Raw genomic sequence first — 24,767 nt, forward strand, 5'->3', positions numbered from 1 at the left:
CGGAACGCGCCGGCGCGCGCCAAGTCAGTCGATCAGGCGGTTCCGAAAACCCGCCTGAAGATCGTATCGACATGCTTGGTGTGATAGCCGAGATCGAATTTCTCGCGGATCGTTTCCTCGGGCAGGGCAGCGCGCACATCGGCGTCGGCGAGGAGCTCCTCCAGGAAATCCTTGTCCTGTTCCCAGACCTTCATGGCATTGCGCTGCACCAGACGATAGGCGTCCTCGCGGCTCACGCCGGCCTGGGTGAGGGCGAGGAGCATGCGTTGCGAATGCACGAGGCCACGGAATTTGTTGAGGTTCGCCAGCATGTTGTCGGGATAGACGACAAGCTTGTCGATGACACCGGTCAGGCGCGCCAGCGCGAAATCGAGCGTCACCGTCGCGTCCGGGCCGATCATGCGTTCGACCGAAGAATGCGAGATATCGCGCTCATGCCACAGCGCCACGTTTTCCATCGCCGGATTGGCGTAGGCGCGCACCATGCGGGCGAGGCCGGTGAGGTTTTCGGTCAGCACGGGGTTGCGCTTGTGCGGCATGGCCGACGAGCCTTTCTGGCCCGGCGAGAAATATTCCTCGGCCTCCAGCACCTCGGTGCGCTGAAGATGACGGATCTCGACCGAGAGGCGCTCGATCGATGACGCGATGACGCCGAGCGTCGCGAAGAACATCGCGTGGCGGTCACGCGGGATGACCTGCGTCGAGACGGGTTCGGCGGTCAGGCCCATCGCCTCGGCGACATGCTCCTCCACCTGGGGATCGATATTGGCGAAGGTGCCGACCGCGCCGGAAATGGCGCAGGTCGCGATTTCCGCGCGCGCATGAACCAGCCTTTCGCGGCAACGCGAGAATTCCGCATAGGCCTGCGCGAGCTTGACGCCGAATGTGGTCGGCTCTGCATGGATGCCGTGGCTGCGGCCGATCGTGATCGTGTCCTTGTGCTCGAAGGCGCGCTTCTTCAGCGCGGCAAGCAGGGCGTCCATGTCGGCGAGTAGGAGGTCCGTCGCCCGCATCAGCTGCACGTTGAAGCAGGTGTCGAGCACATCCGACGAGGTCATGCCCTGGTGGACGAAACGGGCGTCCGGCCCGACGATCTCGGCCAGATGCGTCAGGAAGGCGATCACGTCGTGCTTGGTTTCGCGCTCGATCTCGTCGATGCGGTCGATATCGAAGGTTGCCGCCCCGCCCTTGTCCCAGATGGTTTTCGCCGCGCTTTCCGGGATCACGCCCAATTTCGCGAGCGCGTCGCAGGCATGCGCCTCGATTTCGAACCAGATACGGAACTTGGTCTCCTGCGACCAGATCGCGACCATTTCCGGCCGGGAATAGCGGGGAATCATGAGGGACGCCTTTACGGACAATGAGAGAATATGCGCTGCCAGTTACCAGACCGCCGCGCCGCGCTCAACTCGCCCTTCGGGTTAACCACCAACTCATCGCGACCAGGGAGACCGGGCCGAGCGGCCAGTAGAGCCGCGTGCCGAGGACCGCGAACTGATATGTCGAGCCAAGCGCGGTGTAGAATTGCTGGTAGAACCAGACGATCGACAGCGGATAGCCGTGCCACTGCGCGTAATAGGTCCGGTATTCGAGCGCCAGCACGCCCGCGGTCGCACCAAGCGTGAAGAGGGTCAGCACACAGGCTGCGATCAGCAGGCTCCAGGGATGCGAACTGCGCCGGACAAGCCACAAGATTGGAAAGTGCGCGAAGAGATAGCCGATGAGGCCGCCTACGCCGTAGAGGGCAGCGATCTCGACGACCTGCGGATCGAGAATGCGACCGCGCTCAAAGAGCAGGCCGACAAGCGCCGACTGGCCCATCAGGACGGCCCATGCCAACGCGGTGGCGACGATCTGCAAGAGACGTGTCAGCATGCTCGATTGCGCCACCGCAGGGCGTGCAAGGGCGACAGATGTTTCCATGGCGTCAGTTTGCCGGACGCCTTGTCACGGCCATCCACCGGTGGTCCGGTCCTTCGAAACCGTAGCTGATCACGCTGATCATGACCGCGAGCGCCGACTGGCCGTTTTGCATGAATGTCTGGACGCCGCCGATCCGGTAGCCGATCGGGCAGCCGCGGCTGGAAGGCACCGAACTGTCTTCGTGAAGGATTTCGGTCGTACCACCGGGAGAGGCATCGATGGAGAGCAGGCGGAACCCGGTGGTGGTGTCGTTGAGCCCGGCACAGGTGCCGGACGCCGCGAAGCTCAGTTCCTCTATCCTGAATTCGAGCGGCGAATCGATCGCCGGGAAAACAGGGCGCGGATTGACCGCCATGCGATGCGGATCGGCGGAAAGCTCGGTAATCGCATTGAACCCCGCCAGGTATCCCGGATTGTCGGCGAGTTCCGCGTCGGTGACGATTCCCTGTCCCGCCGTCATCGCCTGCTGGCGCGCCGCATCGACGTTGACGGTCTCGTCGTCCAGACGAACGCGGATCGGTGAGGGCGAAACGAAGCTGTCGCTCGCCGTATCGATGTAGAAGCGGTTGGCATAGGGAAAGCCGGAGCCGTCCTGGCGTCCGTATTCCTCGAATGCGAAAATCGCGCCGTCGGCGCTGAAACCGAGAATATCGAGCGTTGATGCGTCGCCGGCACAAACCGGTGATACGGCAGCCGCGATGACGAGTGCCGAACTACCGAGAACACTGCAAATCCTCATTTGCGCCCTCCTGTCATCCCGTTTGATTGCCTTGCTCCTATTCTGGGACCATGTGTCGACGCTGTCCAGCAGCGACGACATCAGGTTGCGGACAAGGTAAAGGCCGGGGCTCAGGAACGGTCCGACCAGACCGGAAGGACATCGCCTTCGCTTGGCGTGGCAGCATGAACCCCGCGCGCGATGGCCCGTGACATCGTTGCGGCCGCTGCCGCGCACAGGTCGATGAAATCATCGCCGCCGGGGCGAAGCGATTTGTGCCCCGTCGAGACGGCAAAGACGAGATCGCCATCCATCGGCGTGTGACAGGGCCAGATGGCGCGCGCGAAACCGTCATGGGCCGAAATCGCCAGACGCTTGCATTCGGCCTTGGTCAGCAGCGCGTCGGTGGCGATGACGGCGATGGTCGTGTTGGCGCGGGGATTGACCGCCCTGTGCTTGAGGCGGATGTCCGTGGCGCCTTCCGGTAGCGGCGTCGGCAAGCCGAGCCCGCCGAACTCGTCGCCGATCTCGAAGGGCGCTGCCCAGAAATGGCGCGTTCCGCCGATCGTGGTCGTACCGACCGGATTGGCCGCCGCAAGCGCCCCCACCGTGGCGCCCGATCCCTCCAGCACCGCGGAGGCCGATCCGAGGCCGCCTTTCAGGTCGGCCGTGCGCGCGCCGGCGCCTGCACCGGCAGTGCCGAGCGCGAACTCGGTATCGGCGGCTTTCAGCGCGTCGTATCCCAATTCGCGATAGGGCGGATAGCGTCCCCAGTCCTTGTTGCCGCCATTTGCGAGATCGAACAGGATGGCCGCCGGCACGATGGGGATACGGTGGGGACCGGCGGCGAAACCGCGTCCCGCCTCGACGAGCGCCGCCTGAACGCCGGACGCCGCGTCCAGTCCGAAGGCCGAACCGCCGGAAAGCACCAGCGCATCGACGGTCTCGACCGTTTGGTGTGGCTCGAGAAGGTCTGTTTCCCTCGTACCCGGCGCACCGCCGAGAATCTGTACGGCGGCGGTCGATGGTTTTTCGCAGAGAATGGCGGTGACGCCGGATTTCAGGTGCGGATCGTCGGCATTCCCGACGGCAATTCCCGCCACATCGGTAATCAGGTTCCGCTTGCCGCGCGTCCAGTCGGTCACTGAATGGAGCCCGTGCTGGAACCGCCGGAAACCGCGACGGGGCGGCCGTCCTCGATCACGAAGATCCGGAACAGATTGCGCGAAACATTGCCATCGCCGTCGAAGCGGATGGGGCCCAGCACCGTCTGGAAGGTACGGCCGAGGAAATCGCCGAAAAAAATCGGTTCGTCGGCATCGAGCCCTTCGAGAGCGGCCATCGCGATCTGCAACGCGGCATAGGTCGGGACGAGGTAGCTGTTGCCGATGACAGTCGCGCCTTCCGTGGCGTCGGCAAGCGCCTTGGGAAGCTCTCCCGCTCCCGACCAGGCGGGCAGTGCGCCGAGGATGGTTCCGTCGGCCAGCACGGCATCGTCCGGCGAGGCGACGAAGGCGCTTCCTCCGGCAAGTGTCAGCGACACGCCAACGGCTTCGGCATCCGCACCGATGATTGCCGCGTCGAAGGCGTCGCCGCCAACGAAGACATGCGTCGCGCCGGATTTTTGCAGCCGCCGAACCAGCGCCACCTGATTTTCCAGTTGCGGCCGGTAGGTGTCGGTAAAGACCGGTTTCAGATTGTCTTCCTCGAGCCGGAAGCGAACCTCTTCGGCGATCTGGCGGCCGTAAAGCGTGCCGTCGTCGATGATCGCGAAATTGATGCCGCGCCACGCTTCCTTGAGATAATCGGCAATGGCGTCGGCTTCGTCGGACGCCTTTGGCGCAAGGCGCAGGACCGGCCAGTTGCCCTTGCGCCGGTCCACGGTAATCGCCTCGGACTGCACGCCGATCAGCAGCAGCGGAATATTGGCATCCGCGAGTTTCGGCATGGCGGCATCGAAGGCTTCGATGCAGGGATAGCCGATGGCGATCCGCACGCGCGATTCGATCATCTCGTCGGCGGTTTTCACGCCGCCCTCCGGCTCGCATTCGTCGTCATGGAGTTCGATACGCGCATCCGGAAACCGGTCCACCGCTGCCCGCGCGCCTTTCTCGATTTCCTTGCCCACGACGGCGTAGAAGCCGCTGATCGGCGCGGAAACGCCGATTGCGCCGCCTTCCTTTGCAACCACGGGCGCGGACAGCAGCAACATGGCGGCAGCGGCAACCGCCGCGCGAACGCCAAAACGCCCGAAGCGGGGAGCATTCTGTCTCGAATTGCGACTGCGTCTGGACATGTCACTTTGATGCACGCCGCGCCGCCTCAGGGCAAGGCCAAAGGTGGCGCTTTCGGGTCGTGACCGATCAGCCCTTGGCGACGGACGCCACCGTCTCTATGTTCCGCGGAACCGGTTGCCTCGGAGCGAATGACCACGACATGACGATTGCACTGCCCGCCTCGATCGACGAAACCCTGTCATTGCTGAACGGCGAGGACTATGTCGCCGACCGTTCGCTGGCCACCGTGCTGTATCTCAGCCTGAAGATGGGCCGCCCATTGTTCCTGGAAGGCGAGGCCGGCGTCGGCAAGACGGAAATCGCCAAGGTGTTGTCGAAGGCACTAGACCGGCCGTTGATCCGGCTGCAATGCTATGAGGGGCTCGATATTTCCTCGGCGGTCTATGAATGGAACTATGCCGCGCAGATGATCGACATCCGGATCGCCGAGGCGTCCGGCGAGACGAAGCGCGAGACGCTCCACAAGGACATTTTCTCGGACGACTACCTGATCCGCCGCCCGGTGCTGGAAGCCCTGTCCGGCGAACCCGGCCGGCCGCCGGTCTTCCTGATCGACGAACTCGACCGCACCGATGAAGCCTTCGAGGCCTTCCTTCTGGAGGTGCTGTCCGATTTTCAGGTCACCATACCGGAATACGGGACGATCAAGGCCGTCGAGCGGCCCGCCGTGATCATCACGACCAACCGGACGCGCGAGATCCACGACGCGTTGAAGCGTCGTTGCCTCTATCACTGGGTCGATTACCCGACCGCCGAGCGCGAACTGGAAATTGTCGCCCGCAAGGCGCCGCAGGCCAATCGCCGCCTCTCGGAAGAGGTGGTTGGCTATGTCCAGAAGCTGCGCGAGATGGAATTGTTCAAGGCTCCGGGCGTCGCGGAGACGATTGACTGGGCGACTGCGCTCACGGAACTGGACCGCGTCGCCCTCGACCCGGCAACGATTTCCGACACGATCGGCGTTCTCCTGAAATACCAGGACGATATCGCCCGGCTGCAAGGCTCCGAAGGCAAGCGCATCCTCGATGACGTCAAGGCCGATCTCGACGCGGCGTGACGATGGCGACTGTTTCCTCCGGTCCGGACACACCCACGCAGGCCGAAGAGGGCCGGCTGGCCGATAACATCGTCTATTTCGCGCGGACGCTGCGCAAGGCTGGCATGAAGGTCGGCCCCGCTGCGGTGACCGACGCCATCGAAGCGGTGATGGCGGCGGGAATCGGCTCGCGCGACGACTTCTACTGGACGCTTCATGCGGTTCTCGTCACGCGCCACGAGGACAGTGTCGTCTTCGACGAGGCGTTCAAGCTGTTCTGGCGCTCGCGCGAACTGATCGAGAAGATGCTGCAGATGTTCTCGCCCAAGGCGCCGGAAACGCGCGAAGCCGAAAAGAAGCGGGCAGGCGAATCCCGCGTGGCCGATGCGATGTTCGAGGGGCACAAGAAACGCGAGCCCGAGGAACGGCCGCCGGAAATCGAGGTGGACGCCCGAATGACGTTTTCGGGCCGCGAGGTTCTGCGCGACAAGGATTTCGCGCAGATGTCCGCCGCCGAGCTGGTCGCCGCGAAAAAGGCGATCTCCGAATTGCGGCTGCCGCATGACGAGGTGCGCACGCGCCGGTTCAAGCCGTCGACCCGCAAGACGCGTGTCGATCCGCGCCGGACCATGCGCCAGGCGATGCGAACCGGGGGCGATCTCGTTATCCCGCAATTCCGCGAACAGCGCATGGTGCACCCGCCGCTGGTCGTCCTTGCCGACATCTCAGGCTCGATGAGCCAGTATTCGCGTGTGTTCCTGCATTTCCTCCATGCTCTCACGGAGCATCGCCGCCATGTGCATACATTCCTGTTCGGCACGCGGCTGACCAATGTGACCCGCCAGATGCGCCATCGCGATATCGATATGGCCATCGAGGACAGTGCCCGGGCGGTGGATGACTGGTCGGGCGGCACGCGCATCGGCGTGACGCTCGCCACCTTCAACCGCCAATGGTCGCGCCGCGTGCTGTCGCAGGGCGCGATCGTATTGCTGATCACGGACGGTCTGGAGCGCGATGACACCGAGGGACTGCAGCACGAGACCGAACGGCTGCAGAAGTCCTGCCGCCGGCTGATCTGGCTGAACCCGCTGCTGCGTTTCGAGGGGTTCCAGGCCAAGGCAAAGGGCGTGCGGGCCATGCTGCCCCATGTCGACGAGTTCCGCCCGGTGCATTCGCTGAATTCGATCTCGGATCTGTGTCTTGCGCTCGGCGCGGGAACGTCGTCCAATCCACGCATGAAATCGCCCATGCAATGGATGCGCGAACTGGACCGCGCGGCATGACGGGGTGGGAGGACAGCAAATGAGCGAACAGTTTCATGACGATCCGCTGAAGGTGGCGGAAGCCTGGATGGGCGAGGGACGCCCTGTCGCCGTCGCCACCGTTGTCGAGACATGGGGGTCCGCGCCGCGCCCGGTCGGTAGCCATTTGGTGATCGACGCGGACTCGAATTTCGAGGGCTCGGTGTCGGGCGGCTGCGTCGAGGGCGCGGTTATCGCCGATGCGCTCGATGTGATCGAGACGGGCGAGCCGAAAATGCTCGAATTCGGCGTTGCCGACGAGACGGCCTGGCGTGTTGGCCTGTCCTGCGGCGGGCGCATTCGCGTTTATGTCGAGCGTATCGGGTAGACCGCCATGGATCCGCTTTCGCTGAAGAAACTGAATGCCGCCCGCGCCGCGCGCGAAGCGATTGCCCTGGTGACGGATCTTGGCGATGGCCGGGATCGTGTCGTCAAGGAAGGCGATCCCGTCGCCGGGGAGCTTGGAGATGCACTCGCGAGGACTTTTCAGACCGGCAAGTCCGGCGTCGTGACGGTCGATGGGCGCGATTTCTTCATCAATGTCCACTTGCCGCCGCCCCGCCTGGTCGTGATCGGCGCGGTCCATATCAGCCAGGCGATGGCCCCGATGGCGGCGCTTGCCGGCTACGACATGGAGATCATCGATCCGCGCACCGCTTTCGCCACGCCGGAACGGTTCGAGGGCGTGCGCCTCGACGACGATTGGCCGGAGGATGTGCTGAAGCTGCGCCCGCTCGATCCCTATTGCGCGCTGTGCGCCGTCACGCACGATCCCAAGATCGACGACTATCCGCTAAAGGCCGCGCTGGAGGCGAAATGCTTCTATGTCGGTGCGCTCGGCAGCCGCAAGACGCATGGAAAACGGGTCGAGCGCCTTCTGGCGGAAGGCGTGCCACAGGCGGCGATCGACACCATTGCGGCCCCGATCGGGCTCGATATCGGCGCGTCCAGCCCGGCGGAGATCGCGGTGGCGGTGCTCGCCCAGGTGATCGAGGCGTTCCGCAAGCGCGAAATCGTGTCAGGCAAGGCGGCCGCCTGAGCCATGTGGTTCGGAACCCGCCCGCTCGACGACGCCGACGATCTGGTTGGCGCGACGCTCGCTCATTCCATCCAGATCGCGCCGCGCAGGAAATTGCGCAAGGGGCATGTGCTGACGCCGGAAAGCCTTGTGGCGATCGGTGAAGCCGGCATCGGCGAAATCACCGTCGCGATCCCCGAAGCCGGCGACATGACAGAGGACGCGGCGGCCGGACATATCGCGGATGTCTTCGCGCTGGAGGGATTCCGACGCGAGGATGTCGGCACCGGGCGCGTGAACTTTCACGCGGCGGCGGATGGTGTTCTCGTTGTCGCGCCCGGGCGCATCGATGCGCTGAATACCGTCGATCCGGCGATCACGCTGGCCACCTTGCCGAACCATTCGCCGGTCCGCGAGGGCCAGATGATCGCGACCGTGAAGATTATTCCTTTCGCCGTCGATGGCGCTCTGGTCGAGAAGGCCGCAGCCGAGGTGACGGCGCCCGACACGATCCGTGTCCATCCGTTCCGCCGGGGTTTGAAGGTCGCGATGATCCAGACGCGTGTGAAGGGAACGAAGTCTTCCATGCTGGACAAGACGTGGCGGATAACGAATGCGCGCCTGGAAAGCATGCACGCCGTGATGACGGATGAAAGCCGCACCGACCACGCCGTCGCACCGCTCGCCGAGGAAATCGCCGCGCAGATCGCGGAAAACGATATCGTGCTGGTGTTCGGCGCGTCCGCCGTGACCGACCCGCGCGACGTGGTGCCAAAGGCGATCGAGCAGGCGGGCGGCGCTATCCTGCATGTCGGCATGCCGGTCGACCCCGGTAACCTGCTCGTGCTGGGCGAGATTGGCGGAAAGCCGGTAATCGGTGCGCCGGGTTGCGCGCGCAGCCCAAAGGAAAACGGGTTCGACTGGGTCATGCGGCGGCTGTGTGCCGGCATCGCGGTGAAGGGCGACGATATCGTTTCGATGGGCGTCGGCGGCCTGCTGACGGAAATCCCGATCCGTCCGCATCCGCGTGAACGCCAGGCGCCCGAATCAGATAAATGACGGTGGAACGAAGACGTCCGGAAAACGCCGCCTCCGTTCTGCTCGCCGCCGGGCTGTCGCGGCGCATGGGCACGCGCAACAAGCTGCTGGAAGAAATCGAGCCGGGTGTGCCGGTCATCCGGCGCAGTGCCGAGCGGGCGTTGGCGAGCGCGCCGCGACCGCTTTATGTCGTGACGGGACACGAGGCGAACAGGGTGCGCGACGCGCTTGCCGGCCTCGACTGCCGCTTCGTCCACAATGCCGGCTTTGCGGAAGGCCTGTCCGGCTCGATCCGGGAGGGGTTCAGATGCGCCATGGGTGAGGGGGCGTCGGGCGTCCTTGTCCTGCTCGGCGATATGCCTTTTCTTCCCGTCGAGGCTCTCGACGCCGTGCTTGGCGCGGCTGCGGACGATGCGGAGAAGGTGGTGCAGGCGGTGCATGAAGGCCGGCCCGCGCATCCCGTCTGGCTCCCGGCGCGCATCGCGGACACGATCGATGCACTGAAGGGCGACCGGGGCGTGCGCAGCCTGCTCGCGGCCAATAACGAAACGATGGTGGCGGTGGAAACCGGGCCGGACGGCGCGCTTGACCTCGACACGCCGGAGGACATGGCGAGGGCGCGTGCGCGGACTGCCGTTTCCGGCAATTGAAACGCTTTGCGGAACGGTTCTAGGGTTCGCGCCATGAAATGGAGGCGGACGATGATTCTACCTGGCGTGAGGAAACCGACGGCGCGTCTCTTGTCGGCCGCTCTCTTCATCGTCGCCTTCGCCGCGTTGGCTACGGCTCCCGCCGGGGCGTTTGAGCTGAAGCCCTTCAAGGATCGCCTTTTCGCCTATCCGGGCACATTGGAGAGCCGTGACGGCGGGGCGTATATCACGGTCGACTACCGCGAATTGCGCGATATCAACAAGCGCGACCAGGTGCCCGAACGACGCGTCAACCGGCGCTACGTGGACCTTGCGCCGAAGAAGTACCAATCCGAGCAGGCGCTGCAGACGGCGGCTGGCGAGATCCGGTTCTTCGTCGTCGGCAATCCCGTCAATACGCGCCTCGTGACAGTCTATGTCCACGGGCGCGGCGGCGACCGCAGCCAGGGCGTCAACGACTTCTCATTCGGTGGCAATTTCAACCGCATCAAGAACCTGATGGTGCGCAACAGCGGGATCTACATCACGCCGGATGGCGGCGATCTCGGCGACATGGCGGCCGCGCGAATCCGGCTTTTGCTGGAAGCGGTGTTCCGGCAGGTGCCGGGCGCGCGGGTTGTCCTGGCCTGCGGCTCGGCGGGTGGTGCGGTCTGCCACTCGCTGGCGCATGTCGATCAGGTCGCGATGCGCCTGGCGGGCATTGCGCTGCTCGGCTCCTTCGGCAGCGACGCCTTTGTCGGCTCGGCCGCTTATCGCAACCGCGTGCCGGTCTTCATCGCGCATGGCGGTTCGGATTCCGTCATTCCCGTGCAGGGCGTCGAAGCCTTCTACCGCACCTTGCGCGGAACGCAGGGCTATCCCGTGCGCATGGTGCGGTTCGAAACCGGCGGCCATGGCACGCCAATCCGCATGACCGACTGGCGCGACATGATCAACTGGATGCTGTCAGCGCGGTCGGGCTGAGAAGCCTTCTTACGAGTGCTTAGCCTGAGAATCGGCGGCGTGCTGCCGCTCGTTCATCGGCGCATTATTCACCCGAGAGTGCACATTTGCGCGGCAGTCCTGTCCGGGAATTTTTCTCGGAAATTTTCGACTTGATTTTTTCGGCGGTGAAGTTCGCGTTGAAAGAATTCCGTTAAATATCTGAAATATAGAGATTAAATGAAATCGTGAAAGAGGCCTCCCGGAATGCGGCCAACCCGTATTGACAACGGGATTTCGTCTTGCTTCCATCAATCAGCAGATGTGCAAAAATTGCTCATTTGTTGATTTGTCGGAGGCAAGTCGAAGAAACCGGAGACCGTATCTCCCAGGGAGGATCTTTATGAAGACTCGTCGCAATGCAATGAAACTGTTCGCAACCGCAGCATCGGCTGCGATGCTCGTCGCCGGTGCCGGCATGACGTCCGCGATGGCCGATGGCCTGAAAATCGGCTTCAGCCAGGTTACGCTTCAGTCCCCGTTCTATGTGCAGTTGAAGAACGGCGCCGAGGCGGCCGCAGAGGCAGGTGGCGACACGCTCATCTTCCTCGATGCCAACGGTGACGTGAGCAAACAGAACAACGATATCCAGGACCTGATCACGCAGGGCGTGGATGCAATCATCATCAACCCGGTCAATCCGGACGCCGTGGTTCCGTCGCTGGAAGCAGCCGATGCAGCCGGCATTCCGGTCATCACGGTCGACCGCAGCGTTCGCGAAGGCATCGTCGTCGCGCATATCGGTCGTGACAACGTCGCGATGGGATCGATGGTCGGCGAAGCGGTCAAGGCTCGCCTTGCCGCAGACGGCGTCGAAGGCGCCAAGATCATCGAAATCCAGGGCGATGCCGGTGGCGCGGTCATGATGGATCGTCGCGATGGCTTCCATGCCGCCATGGAAGGCTCGGGCCACGAGATCGTTGCAGGCCCTTACGCCGAATACATCCGCGCGAACGCCGTTGTCGCCATGCAGGACCTGCTGCAGGCCAACCCCGATGTCCAGGTCGTCTACGCACACAATGACGACATGGCCCTCGGTGCTCTGCAGGTTCTCCAGGAAAGCGGCCGTGACGACGTTCTCGTCGCCGGCGTGGACGGCCTGTCCGAAGCTCTGGAAGTGATGGCGACCGGTGGCAACTACGTGGCGACCGCGCTGAACGATCCGCAGTATCTCGGTGATGTGACGATCCAGGTGGCGCGTGAAGCGATCGCCGGATCGGACGTGCCGGAATTCGTCGATGCGGGCTCCAAGGCCGTGACCAAGGACAATGTCGAAGACTTCCCCCGTGACGGCCTCTTTGCCGAATACCGGCCGGAAATCAATTTCGAGTAATCCATACCGGGAGGGCGGAGCGAAGTCGTTCCGCCCTCGACCCAACCGCCCAGCGTGCATGACTGCGCGGCGGAAACCCCGCGAAATTCAAGGAGTGTGCCCGCGATGCGTGCTGCTGTCCTCTATGCGCCCGGAGACATCCGTCTCGAGAACGTGCCCGATCCCGAGCCCAAGAACGGTCATGTGATTGTCAAAGTCGAGGCCGTCGGCGTCTGCGGATCCGATTTCCCGCGCATGCTGATCAAGGGCGCTCACAAGATGCCGCTGATATGCGGGCATGAATTTTGCGGTCGCATCGTTTCGCTCTCGCCCGATGTGTCGGGCTTCGAGAAGGACGAACTCGTCGCGATCCCGCCGATGCTTCCCTGCTACGAATGCGACCAGTGCCAGCGCGGCCAGTTTTCCCGTTGCAGGAACTACGACTATTTCGGTTCGCGCCGCGATGGTGCCTATGCCGAATATGTCAGCGTACCCGTATCGAACCTCATCAAGGCCTCCCAAGACCTCGATCCCCGCGCCATCGCCATGACGGATCCTGCTTCCATCGCGTTGCATGCGATCTGGAAAGGCGGTGGCGTGACGGCGGGCGATATCGGCGGCGTGGTCGGATGCGGACCGATCGGCCTTTTTGCCATACAGTGGCTGAAGCTCATGGGCGCGAGCGAAGTTGTCGCGATCGATGTCTCGCCGGAGAAACTCGAGATGGCGCGCCGGGCCGGCGCGACGCATACAGCGCTCGGCAGCGACGACCTGTCCGAATTACCGCTGTGCAACCTGATCGTCGAGGCGGCCGGCCATCCCAGCTCGATCAACCCGGCGATCCGCCTCGCGGCGCCCGGTGGCCATGCCGTGTTCATCGGCATCCCGGTCGGCGAAGTCGAGCTCAAGAATGCGACATTCCAGCATTTTCTGCGTCAGGAAGTTTCGCTGCATGGCGCCTGGAATTCCTTTGGCGCGCCGTTCCCCGGACCGCAATGGTCCGTTACGCTCGACAAGCTCGCATCCGGCGCGCTCGAATGGGAATTCATGATCAGCCATGAACTGCCGCTGGAGGATCTGCCCGGTTTCTTCGAGCGGTTGAAGACGGACAAGTCTCTGCATTACAGCAAGATCATGTTCCGCCCCTGACGGGCGCACATGCTTGCAACCCGGCGACCGCGACGACAATAAGAACAACGCCAGTGCAGGGGAGGTGCCTCAATGGCCAAATTATTGAGCTTCGACTTCGGCACCGGCGGCGTTCGTGCCGGCGTATACTGCACCGATACGCGCGCCATGGTGTCGACCGCCGAGGCGAATTACGACACGGTCTTCCCGCATACCGGCTGGGCCGAACAGGATAGCCGGCAATGGCTGACCTCCATGGTGGCCGCCGGACGACAGGCGGTTTCCTCTGCCGGAACGAAGCGCATCGACGCGATCTGCGTGGCGACAACCGCCTCGACAGTTGCCTTTTGCACGCGTGACGGCGAGCCCGTCCGGCCCGCGATCCTCTGGATGGATTGCCGCGCATCGGAAGAAGCAGCCGCCACCGCCAAGGTCGATCACCCGGTCATGGCCTATTGCGGCGGCGAAGACGCGGTCGAATGGCTCGTTCCCAAGGCGATGTGGACGGCGCGCCGCCAGCCGGATGTCTACGCCCAATCGGACGTGATCTGCGAGGCGCTGGATTTCATCAATTTCCATCTGACCGGTCAGTGGGTTGGGTCGCGCATGAACGCGGCGTGCAAATGGAACTACGATTCGCTGAACGAGGTTTTCGTTCCGGAGATCTATGAAGAGCTGGGGATCGGTGACCTCGCCGACAAGCTGCCACAACGGATCGTTCCGGTCGGCGGTGTGATTGGGGATGCGGCGGGCCCGCTGCTTGCCGAGATGGGGATCGAGAACACGCCCGTCGTCGCACAGGGCGGTATCGACGCACATATCGGCATTTTGAGCGCGAATACCGTTCGCCCCGGCGGGGTTCTGGTCATCGGCGGGACATCCACCGTGCATCTGACCCAGTTGGCTGGCGCGGGCGACGTGAGCGGCTTCTGGGGGCCGTATCCGAATGCTCTGACCGACGGCGACTGGCTGGTAGAGGCGGGGCAGGTGTCGTCCGGCTCGATCCTGTCATGGCTGAGCAACGACATTTTCGGCATGGATGCCAGCCAGCATCAGGCATTGATCGGCGAAGTCGTGGCGCGGCCTGCGCGGGCGAACGGTCTGCTGGCGCTCGACTACTGGATGGGAAACCGGACGCCCTACAGGGACCCGGACCTGCGCGGCGCGATCATGGGCCTGTCCCTTGGTCATTCGCGTGCCGACATCTATGCGGCGGCGGTCGACTCGATTGCGCTCGGAACGGCGAATGTCCTCTCGGTGCTTGGCCAGCGCGGTGTCGAGATCGAGCGTTTCGTCATGGCGGGCGGAATCTGCCGCAACGCGGCCTGGCTTCAGGCGACGGTTGACGCGATTGGACGTCCGGTCGCGGTGGCGACCGAAGAGAACTTGTCGCTGGTCGGCGCGGCGGTTTGTTCAGCGACAGCGCTTGGCATGTGGCCGGATCTCGCAGCAGCCTCGGCGGGAATAGGAGTCGCGACCAAGGAGATGCAACCGATCGAGGAGCGCAGCCGCTGGTATCAGGACACTCTGTCGCTTTATCAGGATGCGACGGAAGCCCTGAGGCCGCTGCTGCACACCCTTGCTAAGCGGCAGCAGGCGGAGGCGATGCCATGAGCGATACCGCACGCACCCCTTCTGTCCGGTTGCCCTCGGACGAACAGCGCGAACACCTGATGGTTCAGGTCGCCAAGATGTATTACGATCTGGACCGCACGCAGCAGGATATCGCGCGTGAACTGGGCCTGACCCGGTGGCAGGTGGGGCGCCTCCTGTCCGAAGCCAAGCAGGGCGGGATCGTACGCATCGAAATCACGCCGCGCACGAACAGGCGTGCGGCACTGGAGGTGAAACTCCAGGAAATCTACAATCTGCGCGACGCCATCGTGGTGCCGATGGGCGAGATCGCCGATGCGGCGCTTCTGATGGAATCCGTCGCGCAAGCGGCCGCGACATATATCGCGTCGATAAACCCGAAACCGGACCTGATGGGCTTGTCCTGGGGACGAACCATGTCGGCGGTTGCGCGCTGTCTGCCCGAAAAATGGAATCCGGGCCTGCATGTCATCCTCGTCAACGGCTCGACCGCGCTCCGTTTGACCTCCACGCGCACCAGCGCCGTGGCGGAGACATTCGCGCAGACTGCCGGTGGAAGCGCGACGTTGCTGCCCGTTCCGGCGATCGTCGGAAAGAAGAGCACGCGTGAAGCCCTCGAGGCCGATCCCATGGTCGAACGTGTCCTCAGCCTTGCGGAGAAAGCCGGGATCATCTGTTTCGGCATGGGCGGAATTTCGCACCGGTCGGTCCTTCTCAGCTCCGGCTATCTGACCGAGGACGACATCGACAGGTTGCAGGAACGCGGCGCGGTCGGCGACGTCCTCGGACGATTTATCGACGCCGATGGCAACACGGTGGACCAGGCGCTCGATGACCGCACGGTCGGGTTGCCGCTGGAAACGTTGCGGCAGACCGAACGCGCTGTCGGCATCGTCTCCGGCGAGGAAAAGCACGATATCGCGCTGGCGGCCCTGAAGGCCGGATACGTATCGGTCCTGATTACCGACGAGGCGACGGCTCGCCACGCGATCGACAATGCGCCGGAGGGCGACAGAACATGACCGACGTGATGAATGTTAGCGGTGTGGCCAAGACGTTCCCGCCCAACGTGATCGCGCTCGAAAAGGCGGATCTGAACGTGCGGCGCGGCGAGGTCCACTGCATTCTCGGTGCGAACGGGGCCGGAAAGTCCACGCTTCTCAAGATTATCGCCGGCGCCATTCGTCCGACGAGCGGCACGATCGCTATCGACGGCAACACTGTGCAGATCGGATCTCCCTCGGAAGCGTCCGAGCACGGAATCTCGATGATCTACCAGGAACTCGATCTGGTTCCGCAATTGACGGTCGAACAGAACCTCTATCTGGGCCAGGCGCCGTCCCGGCTCGGTGTGCTGGACAAGGCGAAGCGTCGTGCGGGAGCGATCGATGCGCTGCGGCGTGTCGGTGCGGGATTTTCGCCCGACAGGCGCGTGGAAACGCTCTCGGTCGCCAACCAGCAACTGACGGCCATTGCCCGTTCGCTGACCAAGCAGGCCAAGGTCATCATCATGGACGAGCCGTCGGCGGCGTTGAACGAAGCCGAACTGGAACGCGTATTCGAAGTGATCCGGGAACTAACGGCACAGGGCGTCGCGATCATCTATGTGAGCCACAGGCTGGGCGAACTTCGCGAGATCGGCGACCGGGTGACGGTCCTGCGCGGCGGCGCGACGATCGACACATTCGATGTCGAGGGCACGGACGACCAGACTCTTGTCGAAGCGGTGGTTGGCAGCAACCGCTCCCTGCTGGAGCGGCATGAGAGACCGCCTCTGTCGGATCGCGTTGCACTGAAGGTCGATCGCCTGAAGGGAGACGAGGGGCTCGACATATCGGGATACGAGGTTCGCTGGGGCGAGATATCCGGGCTGACCGGGCTGAATGGCTCCGGGCGCACCAGTTTCCTGCGCTCGCTCTATGGCGTGCGCGGATTCACCGGCCAGGTGGAATTTGACGGCGAAAGTTTTCACCCGAGCAATCCGGCGCAGGCCATTTCACGCGGTGTCGGTCTCGTTCCCGAGAACCGGAAGACCGAGGGCCTCATTCTCGACGCCCCGATTTATACGAATGCAACGCTGCCAATGCTGAAAGGGACGTGGGCCGCGCGCCACGCGGAACGCAAGCGGCAGACCGTGCCGGTGCTCGCGCAGCTCTCGACCAAATACGGCCATCCGGAACAGAAGACCATGCAGCTTTCCGGCGGCAATCAGCAGAAGATCGTCCTGGCGAAATGGGTGATACGCGGATCGCGGCTGCTGTTGCTCGACGAACCGAGCCGCGGGCTCGATGTCGGCGCCAAGGCCGATCTGTACGACCTCGTCTCCAAGCTGGCCGAAGACGGCGCCGCCGTGATCGTCGCCAGCAGCGAACTCGATGAACTGTATGCGCATTGCGACCGGATCTGGGTCTTCCACGAAGGCCGAAACATCCGCCATTTCGATCCTGCCGTTACGGATCAGGACACAATTCTGAAGGCCCAGATTTTGGGAGAGCATCATGACTGACACAACCAGCGATACGGGGAAGCACCAGGGGCCTTCGCTCGGGGCGCGGATCGTCGACACGATCATTCAATACAACTTCGTCGTCATATTCCTGTTCGTCGTCGTGATCGCATCGCTCCTGTCCGACAACTTCCTGACGTTCACGAACATTTCCAACCTGTTCCAGCAGGCCGCCGTCGTGGGTGTCGTTGCTGTCGGCATGACCTTCGTGATCCTGACCGGCAATATCGACCTGTCCGTCGGCAGCGTGGTCGCGTTTTGCGGCATGCTCGTAGCGGTGCTTCTTGCGGCGGGCGTCGATCCGACCCTGTCGGTCCTCGTGACCCTCGTCGTCGGCGCGTCCTTCGGCATGTCGATGGGGGCGATTACCGCGCTTGCGGCGGTCCCGAGCTTCATCGTCACGCTCGCCGGTCTCGTGTCGTTTCGAGGCCTGACCTATCTCCTGACCGATGGCGTTCCCGTCAGCGGCCTGCCGTCCGGCTTTTCCGCGATCAGTTCGACGATGATCCCGCTGCTCCCCGGTTTCAACATGTCCTCGATGGGGCTGATTTTCATCCTGCTCTGCGTCGTTGCCACGCTGGTCCTGCGATACACCGTTCTGGGTGAGTATGTTTACGCGACGGGCGGCAACCCGGAAGCGGCGCGGCTTGCGGGCCTGCCCACACGCCGGATCATCATCGCCGTCTTCGGCATCTCGGGACTGATGTCGGCGCTTGCGGGCATCCTCCTGACCTCGCGGCTGAGAATTGGCCAGCCGACCGCGGCGCAAGGCCTCGAACTGGATGCGATCGCCGCCGTCGTTCTCGGCGGAACGAGCCTTTTCGGCGGACGCGGCAGCGTTGTCGGGACACTCTTTGCGGTGATGCTCCTGCAGGTCCTGCGCAACATCTTCAATCTGCTCGGACTGGGGTCGTTCTATCAGATGACGGTCACCGGGATCATCATCATCGCCGCCATCCTGCTCAACCGGTTCCTCGATATCCGAAAGGGTCGTTCATGACAGACCTCAGTTCCGCGGCCGCATTGGCCAAGTCCAACGCGCATATGAACGCCGGCACGCCTCTGACGCCCGAATGGTTCGAATCCATCGCCGTGAATACCTCGGCTGCGAACCGCCGTGCGGCGTCGCTTGGCGGGCGGCGCACGGTGAAGAAGGAATTCCAGGCCGCATGGCTGGTCAGGGCGATCACCTGCATCGACCTGACGACGCTGGCCGGCGACGATACCGCCGGACGGGTAGCCAGGCTGTGCGCCAAGGCCCGCAATCCGCTGCGCGCCGATATCGTCAAGGGACTGGGTCTCGAAGACGAGCGGATCACGACGGGTGCGGTCTGCGTCTACCCGACCATGGTCGGCCATGCGGTCAAGGCGCTGCGCGGATCGGGCGTTCCGGTCGCCTCCGTTGCGACGGGTTTCCCCGCCGGTCTGACGCCGTTGCCCCAGAAACTCGCCGAGATCCGCTACGCAGTCGAACATGGCGCGGACGAGATCGACATTGTCATCACGCGCGAACACATCCTGACGGGCGACTGGCAGGCGATGTATGACGAGGTTTCCGCCATGCGGGAAGCGTGCGGCCATGCGCATCTCAAGGCCATTCTCGCCACTGGCGATCTTCAGACGCTGCGCAACGTTTACAAGGCCTCGATGATCGCGATGCAGGCCGGCGCGGACTTCATCAAGACCTCGACCGGAAAGGAAAGCGTGAACGCCACGCTGCCCGTCAGCCTCATCATGCTTCGGGCCTTGCGCGACTATGGCCGGCTGTCCGGCCAGACGGTCGGCTTCAAGCCCGCCGGCGGGCTCAAGACAGCGAAGGACGCCATGCTTTGGCTGATCCTGATGAAGGAGGAACTCGGCGTCCGCTGGATGCAGCCGGACCTGTTCAGGATCGGCGCGAGTTCGCTTCTCGCCGATATCGAACGCCAGCTCGAACATTATCTGACAGGCCGCTATTCGAGCCTGAACCGCCACGCGATGGCCTGAGGTTAGAACATGACTCAGCAGATCAAGGACATTTTGAAATCCATGGATTACGGTCCCGCACCCGAGTCCCGCGACGAGGCGGCCAAGTGGCTGGCGGCAATGCCGAAAACGGGTTTTGGCCACTTTATCGGCGGCAAGTTCACCACCGCGAAGAAGGATGCGACCTTCGCGGTGACCAATCCCGCTTCGGACGAGGAACTGGCCCGCGTTGCGCTTGGAAGCGCATCCGATGTCGATGCGGCGGTCAAGGCCGCGACGGCGGCGTTCCCCGCGTGGTCCGGCCTCGGCGGCCATGCCCGCGCCCGCTATCTCTACGCCATCGCGCGCCATATCCAGAAACACAGTCGGTTCCTCGCTGTGCTGGAAACGATGGACAACGGCAAGACCATCCGCGAGACGCGCGATATCGATATCCCGCTGGTCGCGCGGCACTTCTACCACCATGCCGGCTGGGCCGAGCTGTTGGAAACCGATTACGAGGGATACGAGCCGGTCGGCGTGTGCGGCCAGATCATTCCGTGGAATTTTCCGCTTCTGATGCTCGCATGGAAGATCGCGCCGGCGCTGGCCGCCGGGAACACGGTCGTTCTGAAGCCAGCGGAGCAGACGCCGCTCACGGCGATCGCCTTCGCGGAAATCTGCCGCGAGATCGGCTTGCCGGATGGCGTCGTGAACATCGTGCAGGGCGATGGCGCGACGGGCTCAGCAATCTGCAAGCATCCGGGAATCGCGAAGATCGCCTTCACCGGATCCACCGATGTGGGGCGCATCATCCGGGAGCAGACGGCGGGCAGCGGCAAGAAGCTCTCGCTGGAACTGGGCGGCAAGTCACCGTTCATCGTCTTCGCGGACTCCGATCTGGACGCCGCGGTCGAGGGCGTGGTCGACGCGATCTGGTTCAACCAGGGTGAAGTCTGCTGCGCGGGCTCCCGCGTCCTGGTTCAGGAGGGCGTTGCCGAACTCTTCTTCGACAAGCTCAAGACGCGCATGAACACGTTGCGCGTTGGCGATCCGCTGGACAAGACGATGGATGTCGGCGCGGTGGTCTCGCATGAGCAGAGCGACCGGATTCGTGCGCTGGTCGAGACTGGCGAGACCGAGGGTGCGACGCTCTGGCAATATGAGGGCGCTATTCCGGAAAAGGGCAGCTTCTGTCGGCCCGGTTTCTTCACCGGCAGCGAACCGGCCTCGACGGTCAGCCAGGAGGAAATCTTCGGCCCGGTGGCCGTGACGATGACGTTCCGGACCCCGGACGAGGCGGTCGAGATCGCCAACAATACGCGGTACGGCCTGGCGGCGTCTGTCTGGACGGAGAACATCAATCTCGCCGTTGACGTCGCCGCGCGGATCAAGGCGGGCATCGTCTGGATCAACGAGACGAACGTTTTCGACGCGGCTGCCGGGTTCGGCGGTTACCGCGAAAGCGGGTTCGGTCGCGAGGGCGGCCGGGAAGGGCTCTACGAATATCTCAAGGCCGACTGGGAAGCCGGCGGAAAGAAACGCACCGATGAGCGGTTCGAGCCGTCGGGCCATACTGCGGCGGACGCACAGGTGGTCGCCATCGACGGGATCGACCGCACGCCGAAACTCTATGTGGGCGGCAAGCAGGCGCGTCCCGACAGCGGATATTCCTATGCCGTGACCGGAAAGAACGGCGCCGTGATCGGCCAGGCCGGGCTCGGCAATCGCAAGGATATCCGAAACGCCGTCGAAGCCGCGTCCAAGGCCGCTGGCTGGGGTGCGTCCACGGGTCATAACCGCGCGCAGATCCTCTACTATCTCGGCGAGAACCTGGATGCGCGGAGAGCCGAATTCTCGAACCTCCTGAGCCTCTCGACAGGCGTCTCCGCCAAGGCGGCGGCCGACGAGACGGAACGGTCCATTCGGCGCATCTTCTGGTACGCGGCCTATGCCGACAAATTTGACGGAGCGGTGCATGCCACGCAGTCGCGACATGTGACGATCGCGATGAACGAACCCTGGGGCGTGATGGGGATCGCCTGTCCGGACGAGATGCCGTTGTTGTCGCTCGTGTCCCTGACCCTGCCGGCCCTCGCGATGGGCAACCGCGTTGTGGTGGTGCCGTCGCAGCGCCATCCGCTGCTCGCGACCAATCTCTACCAGGTGATCGACACGTCGGACGTGCCGGGCGGCGTATTCAACATCGTCACCGGCGAACGAGACGCCCTTGCCGGCACGCTCGCCAAGCATGATGGCGTCGATGCGGTATGGTATTGCGGCACGGCGGATGGAAGCGAGATGGTCGAAAAGGCGTCGATCGGAAACCTGAAGGCGACTTGGACCGACAAGGGTATCGCGCGCGACTGGCGCGATGCGAAGATCGGGCAGGGGCGCGAGTATCTGCGCCGGGCCACGCAGGTCAAGAACATCTGGCTGCCTTACGGCGAATAGGAACCGGCCGAATGAGCCAAATCCGAGCGTCAGCAGGCGACGGTAGCATGATGACCGACACCATGAAGCGTCTCGTTATCTTCGATTTCGACGGCGTTCTGATCGACAGCGAGAATATCGCGCTCGAGGAATTGCGGAACTGCATCGGCGCCTACGGCGTCGAGATCGACCTTGCCGAGACGAGGGCGCGGTTTCTCGGCAGTTCCGTCGCCGATCACATGGCGTTCATAACGGAGCGGACGGGGCGACCTTGTCCCGACAGCTTCCGGGCCGATTGGCATGAGCGATTATACGGCCGTTACCGCAAGGAACTGCAACTCGTTCCCGGCGCGGCCGTCACGCTTTCCGGGCTGGATGAGGCGGGCATACCCTACGCGATCGCAACGGGGGGCGCGGTCGAACGGCTCAATGTCGGGCTGGAATGTACCGGACTGACCGAGCGCTTCGACGGCCGCGCTTTTAGCGCCGAACTGGTCGCGCGCGGCAAGCCCGCGCCCGATATTTTCATTTACACGGCCGAGCAGATCGGTGTTGCGGCGTCGGATTGCCTTGTGGTCGAAGACGCGCCGCACGGCACGCGCGGTGCATTGGCGGCCGGAATGCAGGTCGCAGGGTTCACAGGCGGCTCGCATTTCGAGGCAATGCGCGACAGGGCAGCCGAAACGCTGCTACATGCCGGTGCAGAGGTGATCGTCGACACCCATGCCGCTTTGCTCGACTACGTGCTCGAATGGGCGGACGAGCTACCCGAATAGGCAAAGACACCCCGGTCAAACCGGACCTTGCGATTACTCTTCAATCTCGTCCAACGGGTCGGCCGTCTGCGTCTGCTCGCCGAGGGTCTTGATGCGGCGGCAAGGATGTTCGGCTGTTTCGAGGTTGCGAGATTTATCCGAACCAGCGCGCCACTACTCAGGTTGCTCATCTGCCAGCGGCTTCGAACGTTTCAGGGCGCTCCAGACACTCCAGGCGAGGATTGCCGCCGTTATCGCCAGCACGGTGGCGCTGATCGGGCGCTCTGCGAAGACCATGAGGTCGCCACGCGAAAGCAGCATGGCGCGTCTGAACTGTTCTTCCATCATCGGGCCCAGCACGAATCCAAGCAGCATCGGCGCAATGGGGAAACCCAGTTGGCGCATTCCGTAGCCGATAAGCCCGAAAACGAGCACGAGCCAGACGTCGAAGCTGCTGGTGTTCACCGCATAGGTTCCCAGGCAGATGAATGCCAGAATGGTCGGAAAAAGCCAGCGATACGGGATGGTCAGCATGCGCACCCAAAGCCCGATCAACGGAATGTTCATCACCAGCAGGATCAGATTGCCGACCCAGAAACTCAGCACGAGCGCCCAGACGACTTCCGGCTCGTCCGTCATCAGGCTTGGGCCGGGCGTGATGCCGTGGATGATCAGCGCGCCCAGCATCAGTGCCATGGTCGGGCTGCCGGGAATGCCCAGGGCAAGCGTCGGAATGAATGCTGTCATATCGGCTGAGTTGTTCGAGGCCTCCGGCGCGGCCAGCCCTTCGACTGCTCCCTTGCCGAACCGCTCTGGCGTCTTGGAGACACGCTTCTCGATCGCGTAGGCCATGAAGGCAGCCACGATCGGACCGGTACCCGGCAAGGTGCCGAAAAACGCGCCGATACCGGAACCGCGAAGCATCGGCTTCCAGGAGCGCCGCATCTCGTCCCGTGTCGGTTTCATGTGTCGGAAGCCCACCGTACTGCTGTTGAGGCGCGCTTCGCGGACATTGCCGATGCTGGCGATGACTTCGGCGACGCCGAACACGCCCATGGCGAAGGGGATCAGGCCGACACCCTCGGCGAGTTCGAGCCGGCCGAAGGTGAGCCTTGGCGCGCCCGTGTATATATCGAGCCCGACGCAGCCGATGAGGATGCCGAGCGCCACCGCGGCCAGTCCCTTGCTGGCCGAACCTTCCGAAATCGTCGAGGCCGCGACGATTCCGAGGAGCATCAGCGCGAAATACTCCGCTGAGCCAAAACTGAGTGCCACATCGGCGATGAAGGGCGCGAAGAACATCAACAGCAACGTGCCCAGCGTCCCGCCGACAAAGGACGAAACGGCGGTGAACAGCAGCGCCACGCTAGCCCTGCCGGATTTCGCCATCGGATGGCCGTCGAGGCAGGTGACGGCGTTGGAGGCCGTGCCCGGTATGTTCAGAAGGATAGAGGCGACACTGCCGCCATAGGTCGTGCCGTACCAAATCCCTGCCAGCATGATCATCGCAGTCGTTGGCGGCAGGTAGAAGGTGAGGGGAAACAGCACGGAGATTGCGGTCATCGGACCGATACCCGGTATCACGCCGACGAACATGCCGGCGAATACACCGATGAGACAGTACAGCAGATTGACCGGATCCAGCGCGACGCTGAGGCCGAGTGCAAAATTTTGCAGCAGGTCCATCACAGGTCCCATTTGAAAAGAGAAAGCTGCAGACCGAGGCCGTACCGAAAGAGCGCGATTGAGACCGCACTGAGCGCCATCGACAACAGCAGCATCTGCGATGGTTTGGTCGTCTTGTCTGCGAAGGATACGGTCAGAACCAGGGCGACCATGGCCGGGACAAGGCCGAGCCTGCCGATCAATAAGGCAAAGACGGCCAGCCCGGCGAGGATCGTCCCGGCCTTGCGCGCGGAGAACGAGACCGCGCTACCCCGGCGGGTCAGCGCCATGGCGAGTTGACCGATGCCGAAAAGTCCCACGATGACGCACATCGCCAGCGGAAAGAAAGCCGGGCCCATCCGCCTTGCCGTTCCAATCGGAAGATCCTGAAGAGCAATGGCTGCAAGGACGGCGACCGCGATCAGGACTATTCCGCCGAGCACGTCTGTTTCAAGTATGCGTTTCATCC

General features: G+C 63.4%; 23 protein-coding genes. 16 read left to right on the forward strand and 7 right to left on the reverse strand.

All coding sequences use genetic code 11. From position 1 onward, the window contains the following. Positions 1-32: 32 nt before the first annotated feature. From purB to LC343_RS18625, 5 genes are all read right to left on the reverse strand, one after another. Positions 33-1,340 carry an adenylosuccinate lyase gene (purB, locus tag LC343_RS18605; RefSeq protein ID WP_223478675.1) on the reverse strand — a complete coding sequence of 436 codons (1,308 nt, stop codon included), beginning with the start codon at positions 1,338-1,340 and terminating at the stop codon, positions 33-35. A gap of 64 nt (positions 1,341-1,404) precedes the next feature. Beyond that, positions 1,405-1,923 carry a hypothetical protein gene (locus tag LC343_RS18610; protein WP_223478676.1) on the reverse strand — a complete coding sequence of 173 codons (519 nt, stop codon included), beginning with the start codon at positions 1,921-1,923 and terminating at the stop codon, positions 1,405-1,407. A 4-nt stretch (positions 1,924-1,927) separates the two neighbouring features. After that, a complete protein-coding gene (locus tag LC343_RS18615; RefSeq protein WP_223478677.1) occupies positions 1,928-2,662 on the reverse strand; it encodes a DUF2259 domain-containing protein in 735 nt (244 codons plus the stop codon). A 110-nt stretch (positions 2,663-2,772) separates the two neighbouring features. Continuing rightward, positions 2,773-3,786 (reverse strand): P1 family peptidase, encoded by a 1,014-nt coding sequence (locus LC343_RS18620; RefSeq protein WP_223478678.1) that lies wholly within the window; start codon positions 3,784-3,786, stop codon positions 2,773-2,775. Further along, a complete protein-coding gene (locus tag LC343_RS18625) occupies positions 3,783-4,937 on the reverse strand; it encodes a branched-chain amino acid ABC transporter substrate-binding protein (protein WP_223478679.1) in 1,155 nt (384 codons plus the stop codon). Before LC343_RS18625 ends, LC343_RS18620 begins: the two co-directional genes overlap by 4 nt. Before the next feature lie 140 nt (positions 4,938-5,077). Between LC343_RS18625 and LC343_RS18630 the strand changes: the two genes are divergently transcribed. The 16 genes from LC343_RS18630 (at position 5,078) to LC343_RS18705 (ending at position 22,654) form a co-directional block, all read left to right on the forward strand. Next, positions 5,078-5,992, forward strand: coding sequence for an AAA family ATPase (locus tag LC343_RS18630; RefSeq protein WP_223478680.1), 915 nt, complete (start codon positions 5,078-5,080; stop codon positions 5,990-5,992). 2 nt (positions 5,993-5,994) lie between these two features. Next, positions 5,995-7,257, forward strand: a complete 1,263-nt coding sequence (locus tag LC343_RS18635; RefSeq protein ID WP_223478681.1) for a vWA domain-containing protein — start codon at positions 5,995-5,997, stop codon at positions 7,255-7,257. 19 nt (positions 7,258-7,276) lie between these two features. Continuing rightward, complete coding sequence (locus LC343_RS18640; protein ID WP_223478682.1) at positions 7,277-7,603, forward strand: XdhC family protein; 327 nt, start codon at positions 7,277-7,279, stop codon at positions 7,601-7,603. Between the two features lie 6 nt (positions 7,604-7,609). Next, complete coding sequence (locus tag LC343_RS18645) at positions 7,610-8,314, forward strand: XdhC family protein (protein ID WP_223478683.1); 705 nt, start codon at positions 7,610-7,612, stop codon at positions 8,312-8,314. Positions 8,315-8,317: 3 nt separating this feature from the next. After that, the gene (locus LC343_RS18650) at positions 8,318-9,352 is read left to right on the forward strand and encodes a molybdopterin-binding protein (RefSeq protein WP_223478684.1); all 1,035 of its coding nucleotides are present in this window, start codon (positions 8,318-8,320) and stop codon (positions 9,350-9,352) included. Continuing rightward, complete coding sequence (locus LC343_RS18655; RefSeq protein WP_223478685.1) at positions 9,349-9,981, forward strand: nucleotidyltransferase family protein; 633 nt, start codon at positions 9,349-9,351, stop codon at positions 9,979-9,981. The genes LC343_RS18650 and LC343_RS18655 overlap by 4 nt, the downstream gene beginning before the upstream one ends. A gap of 51 nt (positions 9,982-10,032) precedes the next feature. Beyond that, complete coding sequence (locus tag LC343_RS18660; protein ID WP_223478686.1) at positions 10,033-10,944, forward strand: alpha/beta hydrolase; 912 nt, start codon at positions 10,033-10,035, stop codon at positions 10,942-10,944. Between the two features lie 361 nt (positions 10,945-11,305). Next, a complete protein-coding gene (locus tag LC343_RS18665; RefSeq protein ID WP_223478687.1) occupies positions 11,306-12,295 on the forward strand; it encodes a substrate-binding domain-containing protein in 990 nt (329 codons plus the stop codon). Between the two features lie 105 nt (positions 12,296-12,400). Beyond that, the gene (locus tag LC343_RS18670; RefSeq protein ID WP_223478688.1) at positions 12,401-13,423 is read left to right on the forward strand and encodes a galactitol-1-phosphate 5-dehydrogenase; all 1,023 of its coding nucleotides are present in this window, start codon (positions 12,401-12,403) and stop codon (positions 13,421-13,423) included. Between the two features lie 72 nt (positions 13,424-13,495). After that, positions 13,496-15,016: an FGGY-family carbohydrate kinase gene (locus LC343_RS18675; protein ID WP_223478689.1), complete on the forward strand. Its 1,521-nt coding sequence runs from the start codon at positions 13,496-13,498 to the stop codon at positions 15,014-15,016. Next, positions 15,013-16,017, forward strand: a complete 1,005-nt coding sequence (locus LC343_RS18680; RefSeq protein ID WP_223478690.1) for a sugar-binding transcriptional regulator — start codon at positions 15,013-15,015, stop codon at positions 16,015-16,017. The genes LC343_RS18675 and LC343_RS18680 overlap by 4 nt, the downstream gene beginning before the upstream one ends. Beyond that, positions 16,014-17,501 carry a sugar ABC transporter ATP-binding protein gene (locus LC343_RS18685; protein ID WP_223478691.1) on the forward strand — a complete coding sequence of 496 codons (1,488 nt, stop codon included), beginning with the start codon at positions 16,014-16,016 and terminating at the stop codon, positions 17,499-17,501. Before LC343_RS18680 ends, LC343_RS18685 begins: the two co-directional genes overlap by 4 nt. Next, positions 17,494-18,501 (forward strand): ABC transporter permease, encoded by a 1,008-nt coding sequence (locus tag LC343_RS18690; RefSeq protein ID WP_223478692.1) that lies wholly within the window; start codon positions 17,494-17,496, stop codon positions 18,499-18,501. The genes LC343_RS18685 and LC343_RS18690 overlap by 8 nt, the downstream gene beginning before the upstream one ends. Continuing rightward, positions 18,498-19,487, forward strand: a complete 990-nt coding sequence (gene deoC / locus LC343_RS18695) for a deoxyribose-phosphate aldolase (protein ID WP_223478693.1) — start codon at positions 18,498-18,500, stop codon at positions 19,485-19,487. The genes LC343_RS18690 and deoC overlap by 4 nt, the downstream gene beginning before the upstream one ends. A gap of 9 nt (positions 19,488-19,496) precedes the next feature. Beyond that, the gene (locus LC343_RS18700; RefSeq protein WP_223478694.1) at positions 19,497-21,899 is read left to right on the forward strand and encodes an aldehyde dehydrogenase family protein; all 2,403 of its coding nucleotides are present in this window, start codon (positions 19,497-19,499) and stop codon (positions 21,897-21,899) included. A gap of 47 nt (positions 21,900-21,946) precedes the next feature. After that, positions 21,947-22,654 (forward strand): HAD family hydrolase, encoded by a 708-nt coding sequence (locus LC343_RS18705; RefSeq protein ID WP_223478695.1) that lies wholly within the window; start codon positions 21,947-21,949, stop codon positions 22,652-22,654. A gap of 153 nt (positions 22,655-22,807) precedes the next feature. Here the strand turns inward: LC343_RS18705 and LC343_RS18710 are convergent, their stop codons facing one another. Next, complete coding sequence (locus LC343_RS18710; RefSeq protein ID WP_223478696.1) at positions 22,808-24,319, reverse strand: tripartite tricarboxylate transporter permease; 1,512 nt, start codon at positions 24,317-24,319, stop codon at positions 22,808-22,810. Continuing rightward, on the reverse strand, positions 24,319-24,765 hold the full coding sequence (locus tag LC343_RS18715; protein ID WP_223478697.1) for a tripartite tricarboxylate transporter TctB family protein: 447 nt from the start codon (positions 24,763-24,765) through the stop codon (positions 24,319-24,321). Before LC343_RS18715 ends, LC343_RS18710 begins: the two co-directional genes overlap by 1 nt. Between the last annotated feature and the right edge of the window lie 2 nt (positions 24,766-24,767).

It is taken from the genome of Oricola indica (genome assembly GCF_019966595.1).
GTDB classification, from domain to species: Bacteria; Pseudomonadota; Alphaproteobacteria; order Rhizobiales; family Rhizobiaceae; genus Oricola; species Oricola indica.

What these genes read in the sequence shown, in the direction of transcription:
- LC343_RS18615 (WP_223478677.1), bottom strand. Translation starts at nt 2,662, where the DNA reads ATGAGGATTTGCAGTGTTCTCGGTAGTTCGGCACTCGTCATCGCGGCT.
- LC343_RS18685 (WP_223478691.1), top strand. Translation starts at nt 16,014, where the DNA reads ATGACCGACGTGATGAATGTTAGCGGTGTGGCCAAGACGTTCCCGCCC.
- LC343_RS18645 (WP_223478683.1), top strand. Translation starts at nt 7,610, where the DNA reads ATGGATCCGCTTTCGCTGAAGAAACTGAATGCCGCCCGCGCCGCGCGC.
- LC343_RS18690 (WP_223478692.1), top strand. Translation starts at nt 17,494, where the DNA reads ATGACTGACACAACCAGCGATACGGGGAAGCACCAGGGGCCTTCGCTC.
- LC343_RS18610 (WP_223478676.1), bottom strand. Translation starts at nt 1,923, where the DNA reads ATGGAAACATCTGTCGCCCTTGCACGCCCTGCGGTGGCGCAATCGAGC.
- LC343_RS18715 (WP_223478697.1), bottom strand. Translation starts at nt 24,765, where the DNA reads ATGAAACGCATACTTGAAACAGACGTGCTCGGCGGAATAGTCCTGATC.
- LC343_RS18640 (WP_223478682.1), top strand. Translation starts at nt 7,277, where the DNA reads ATGAGCGAACAGTTTCATGACGATCCGCTGAAGGTGGCGGAAGCCTGG.
- LC343_RS18710 (WP_223478696.1), bottom strand. Translation starts at nt 24,319, where the DNA reads ATGGACCTGCTGCAAAATTTTGCACTCGGCCTCAGCGTCGCGCTGGAT.
- LC343_RS18650 (WP_223478684.1), top strand. Translation starts at nt 8,318, where the DNA reads ATGTGGTTCGGAACCCGCCCGCTCGACGACGCCGACGATCTGGTTGGC.
- LC343_RS18675 (WP_223478689.1), top strand. Translation starts at nt 13,496, where the DNA reads ATGGCCAAATTATTGAGCTTCGACTTCGGCACCGGCGGCGTTCGTGCC.
- purB (WP_223478675.1), bottom strand. Translation starts at nt 1,340, where the DNA reads ATGATTCCCCGCTATTCCCGGCCGGAAATGGTCGCGATCTGGTCGCAG.
- LC343_RS18705 (WP_223478695.1), top strand. Translation starts at nt 21,947, where the DNA reads ATGATGACCGACACCATGAAGCGTCTCGTTATCTTCGATTTCGACGGC.
- LC343_RS18670 (WP_223478688.1), top strand. Translation starts at nt 12,401, where the DNA reads ATGCGTGCTGCTGTCCTCTATGCGCCCGGAGACATCCGTCTCGAGAAC.
- LC343_RS18655 (WP_223478685.1), top strand. Translation starts at nt 9,349, where the DNA reads ATGACGGTGGAACGAAGACGTCCGGAAAACGCCGCCTCCGTTCTGCTC.
- LC343_RS18630 (WP_223478680.1), top strand. Translation starts at nt 5,078, where the DNA reads ATGACGATTGCACTGCCCGCCTCGATCGACGAAACCCTGTCATTGCTG.
- LC343_RS18665 (WP_223478687.1), top strand. Translation starts at nt 11,306, where the DNA reads ATGAAGACTCGTCGCAATGCAATGAAACTGTTCGCAACCGCAGCATCG.
- LC343_RS18635 (WP_223478681.1), top strand. Translation starts at nt 5,995, where the DNA reads ATGGCGACTGTTTCCTCCGGTCCGGACACACCCACGCAGGCCGAAGAG.
- LC343_RS18625 (WP_223478679.1), bottom strand. Translation starts at nt 4,937, where the DNA reads ATGTCCAGACGCAGTCGCAATTCGAGACAGAATGCTCCCCGCTTCGGG.
- deoC (WP_223478693.1), top strand. Translation starts at nt 18,498, where the DNA reads ATGACAGACCTCAGTTCCGCGGCCGCATTGGCCAAGTCCAACGCGCAT.
- LC343_RS18700 (WP_223478694.1), top strand. Translation starts at nt 19,497, where the DNA reads ATGACTCAGCAGATCAAGGACATTTTGAAATCCATGGATTACGGTCCC.
- LC343_RS18680 (WP_223478690.1), top strand. Translation starts at nt 15,013, where the DNA reads ATGAGCGATACCGCACGCACCCCTTCTGTCCGGTTGCCCTCGGACGAA.
- LC343_RS18660 (WP_223478686.1), top strand. Translation starts at nt 10,033, where the DNA reads ATGATTCTACCTGGCGTGAGGAAACCGACGGCGCGTCTCTTGTCGGCC.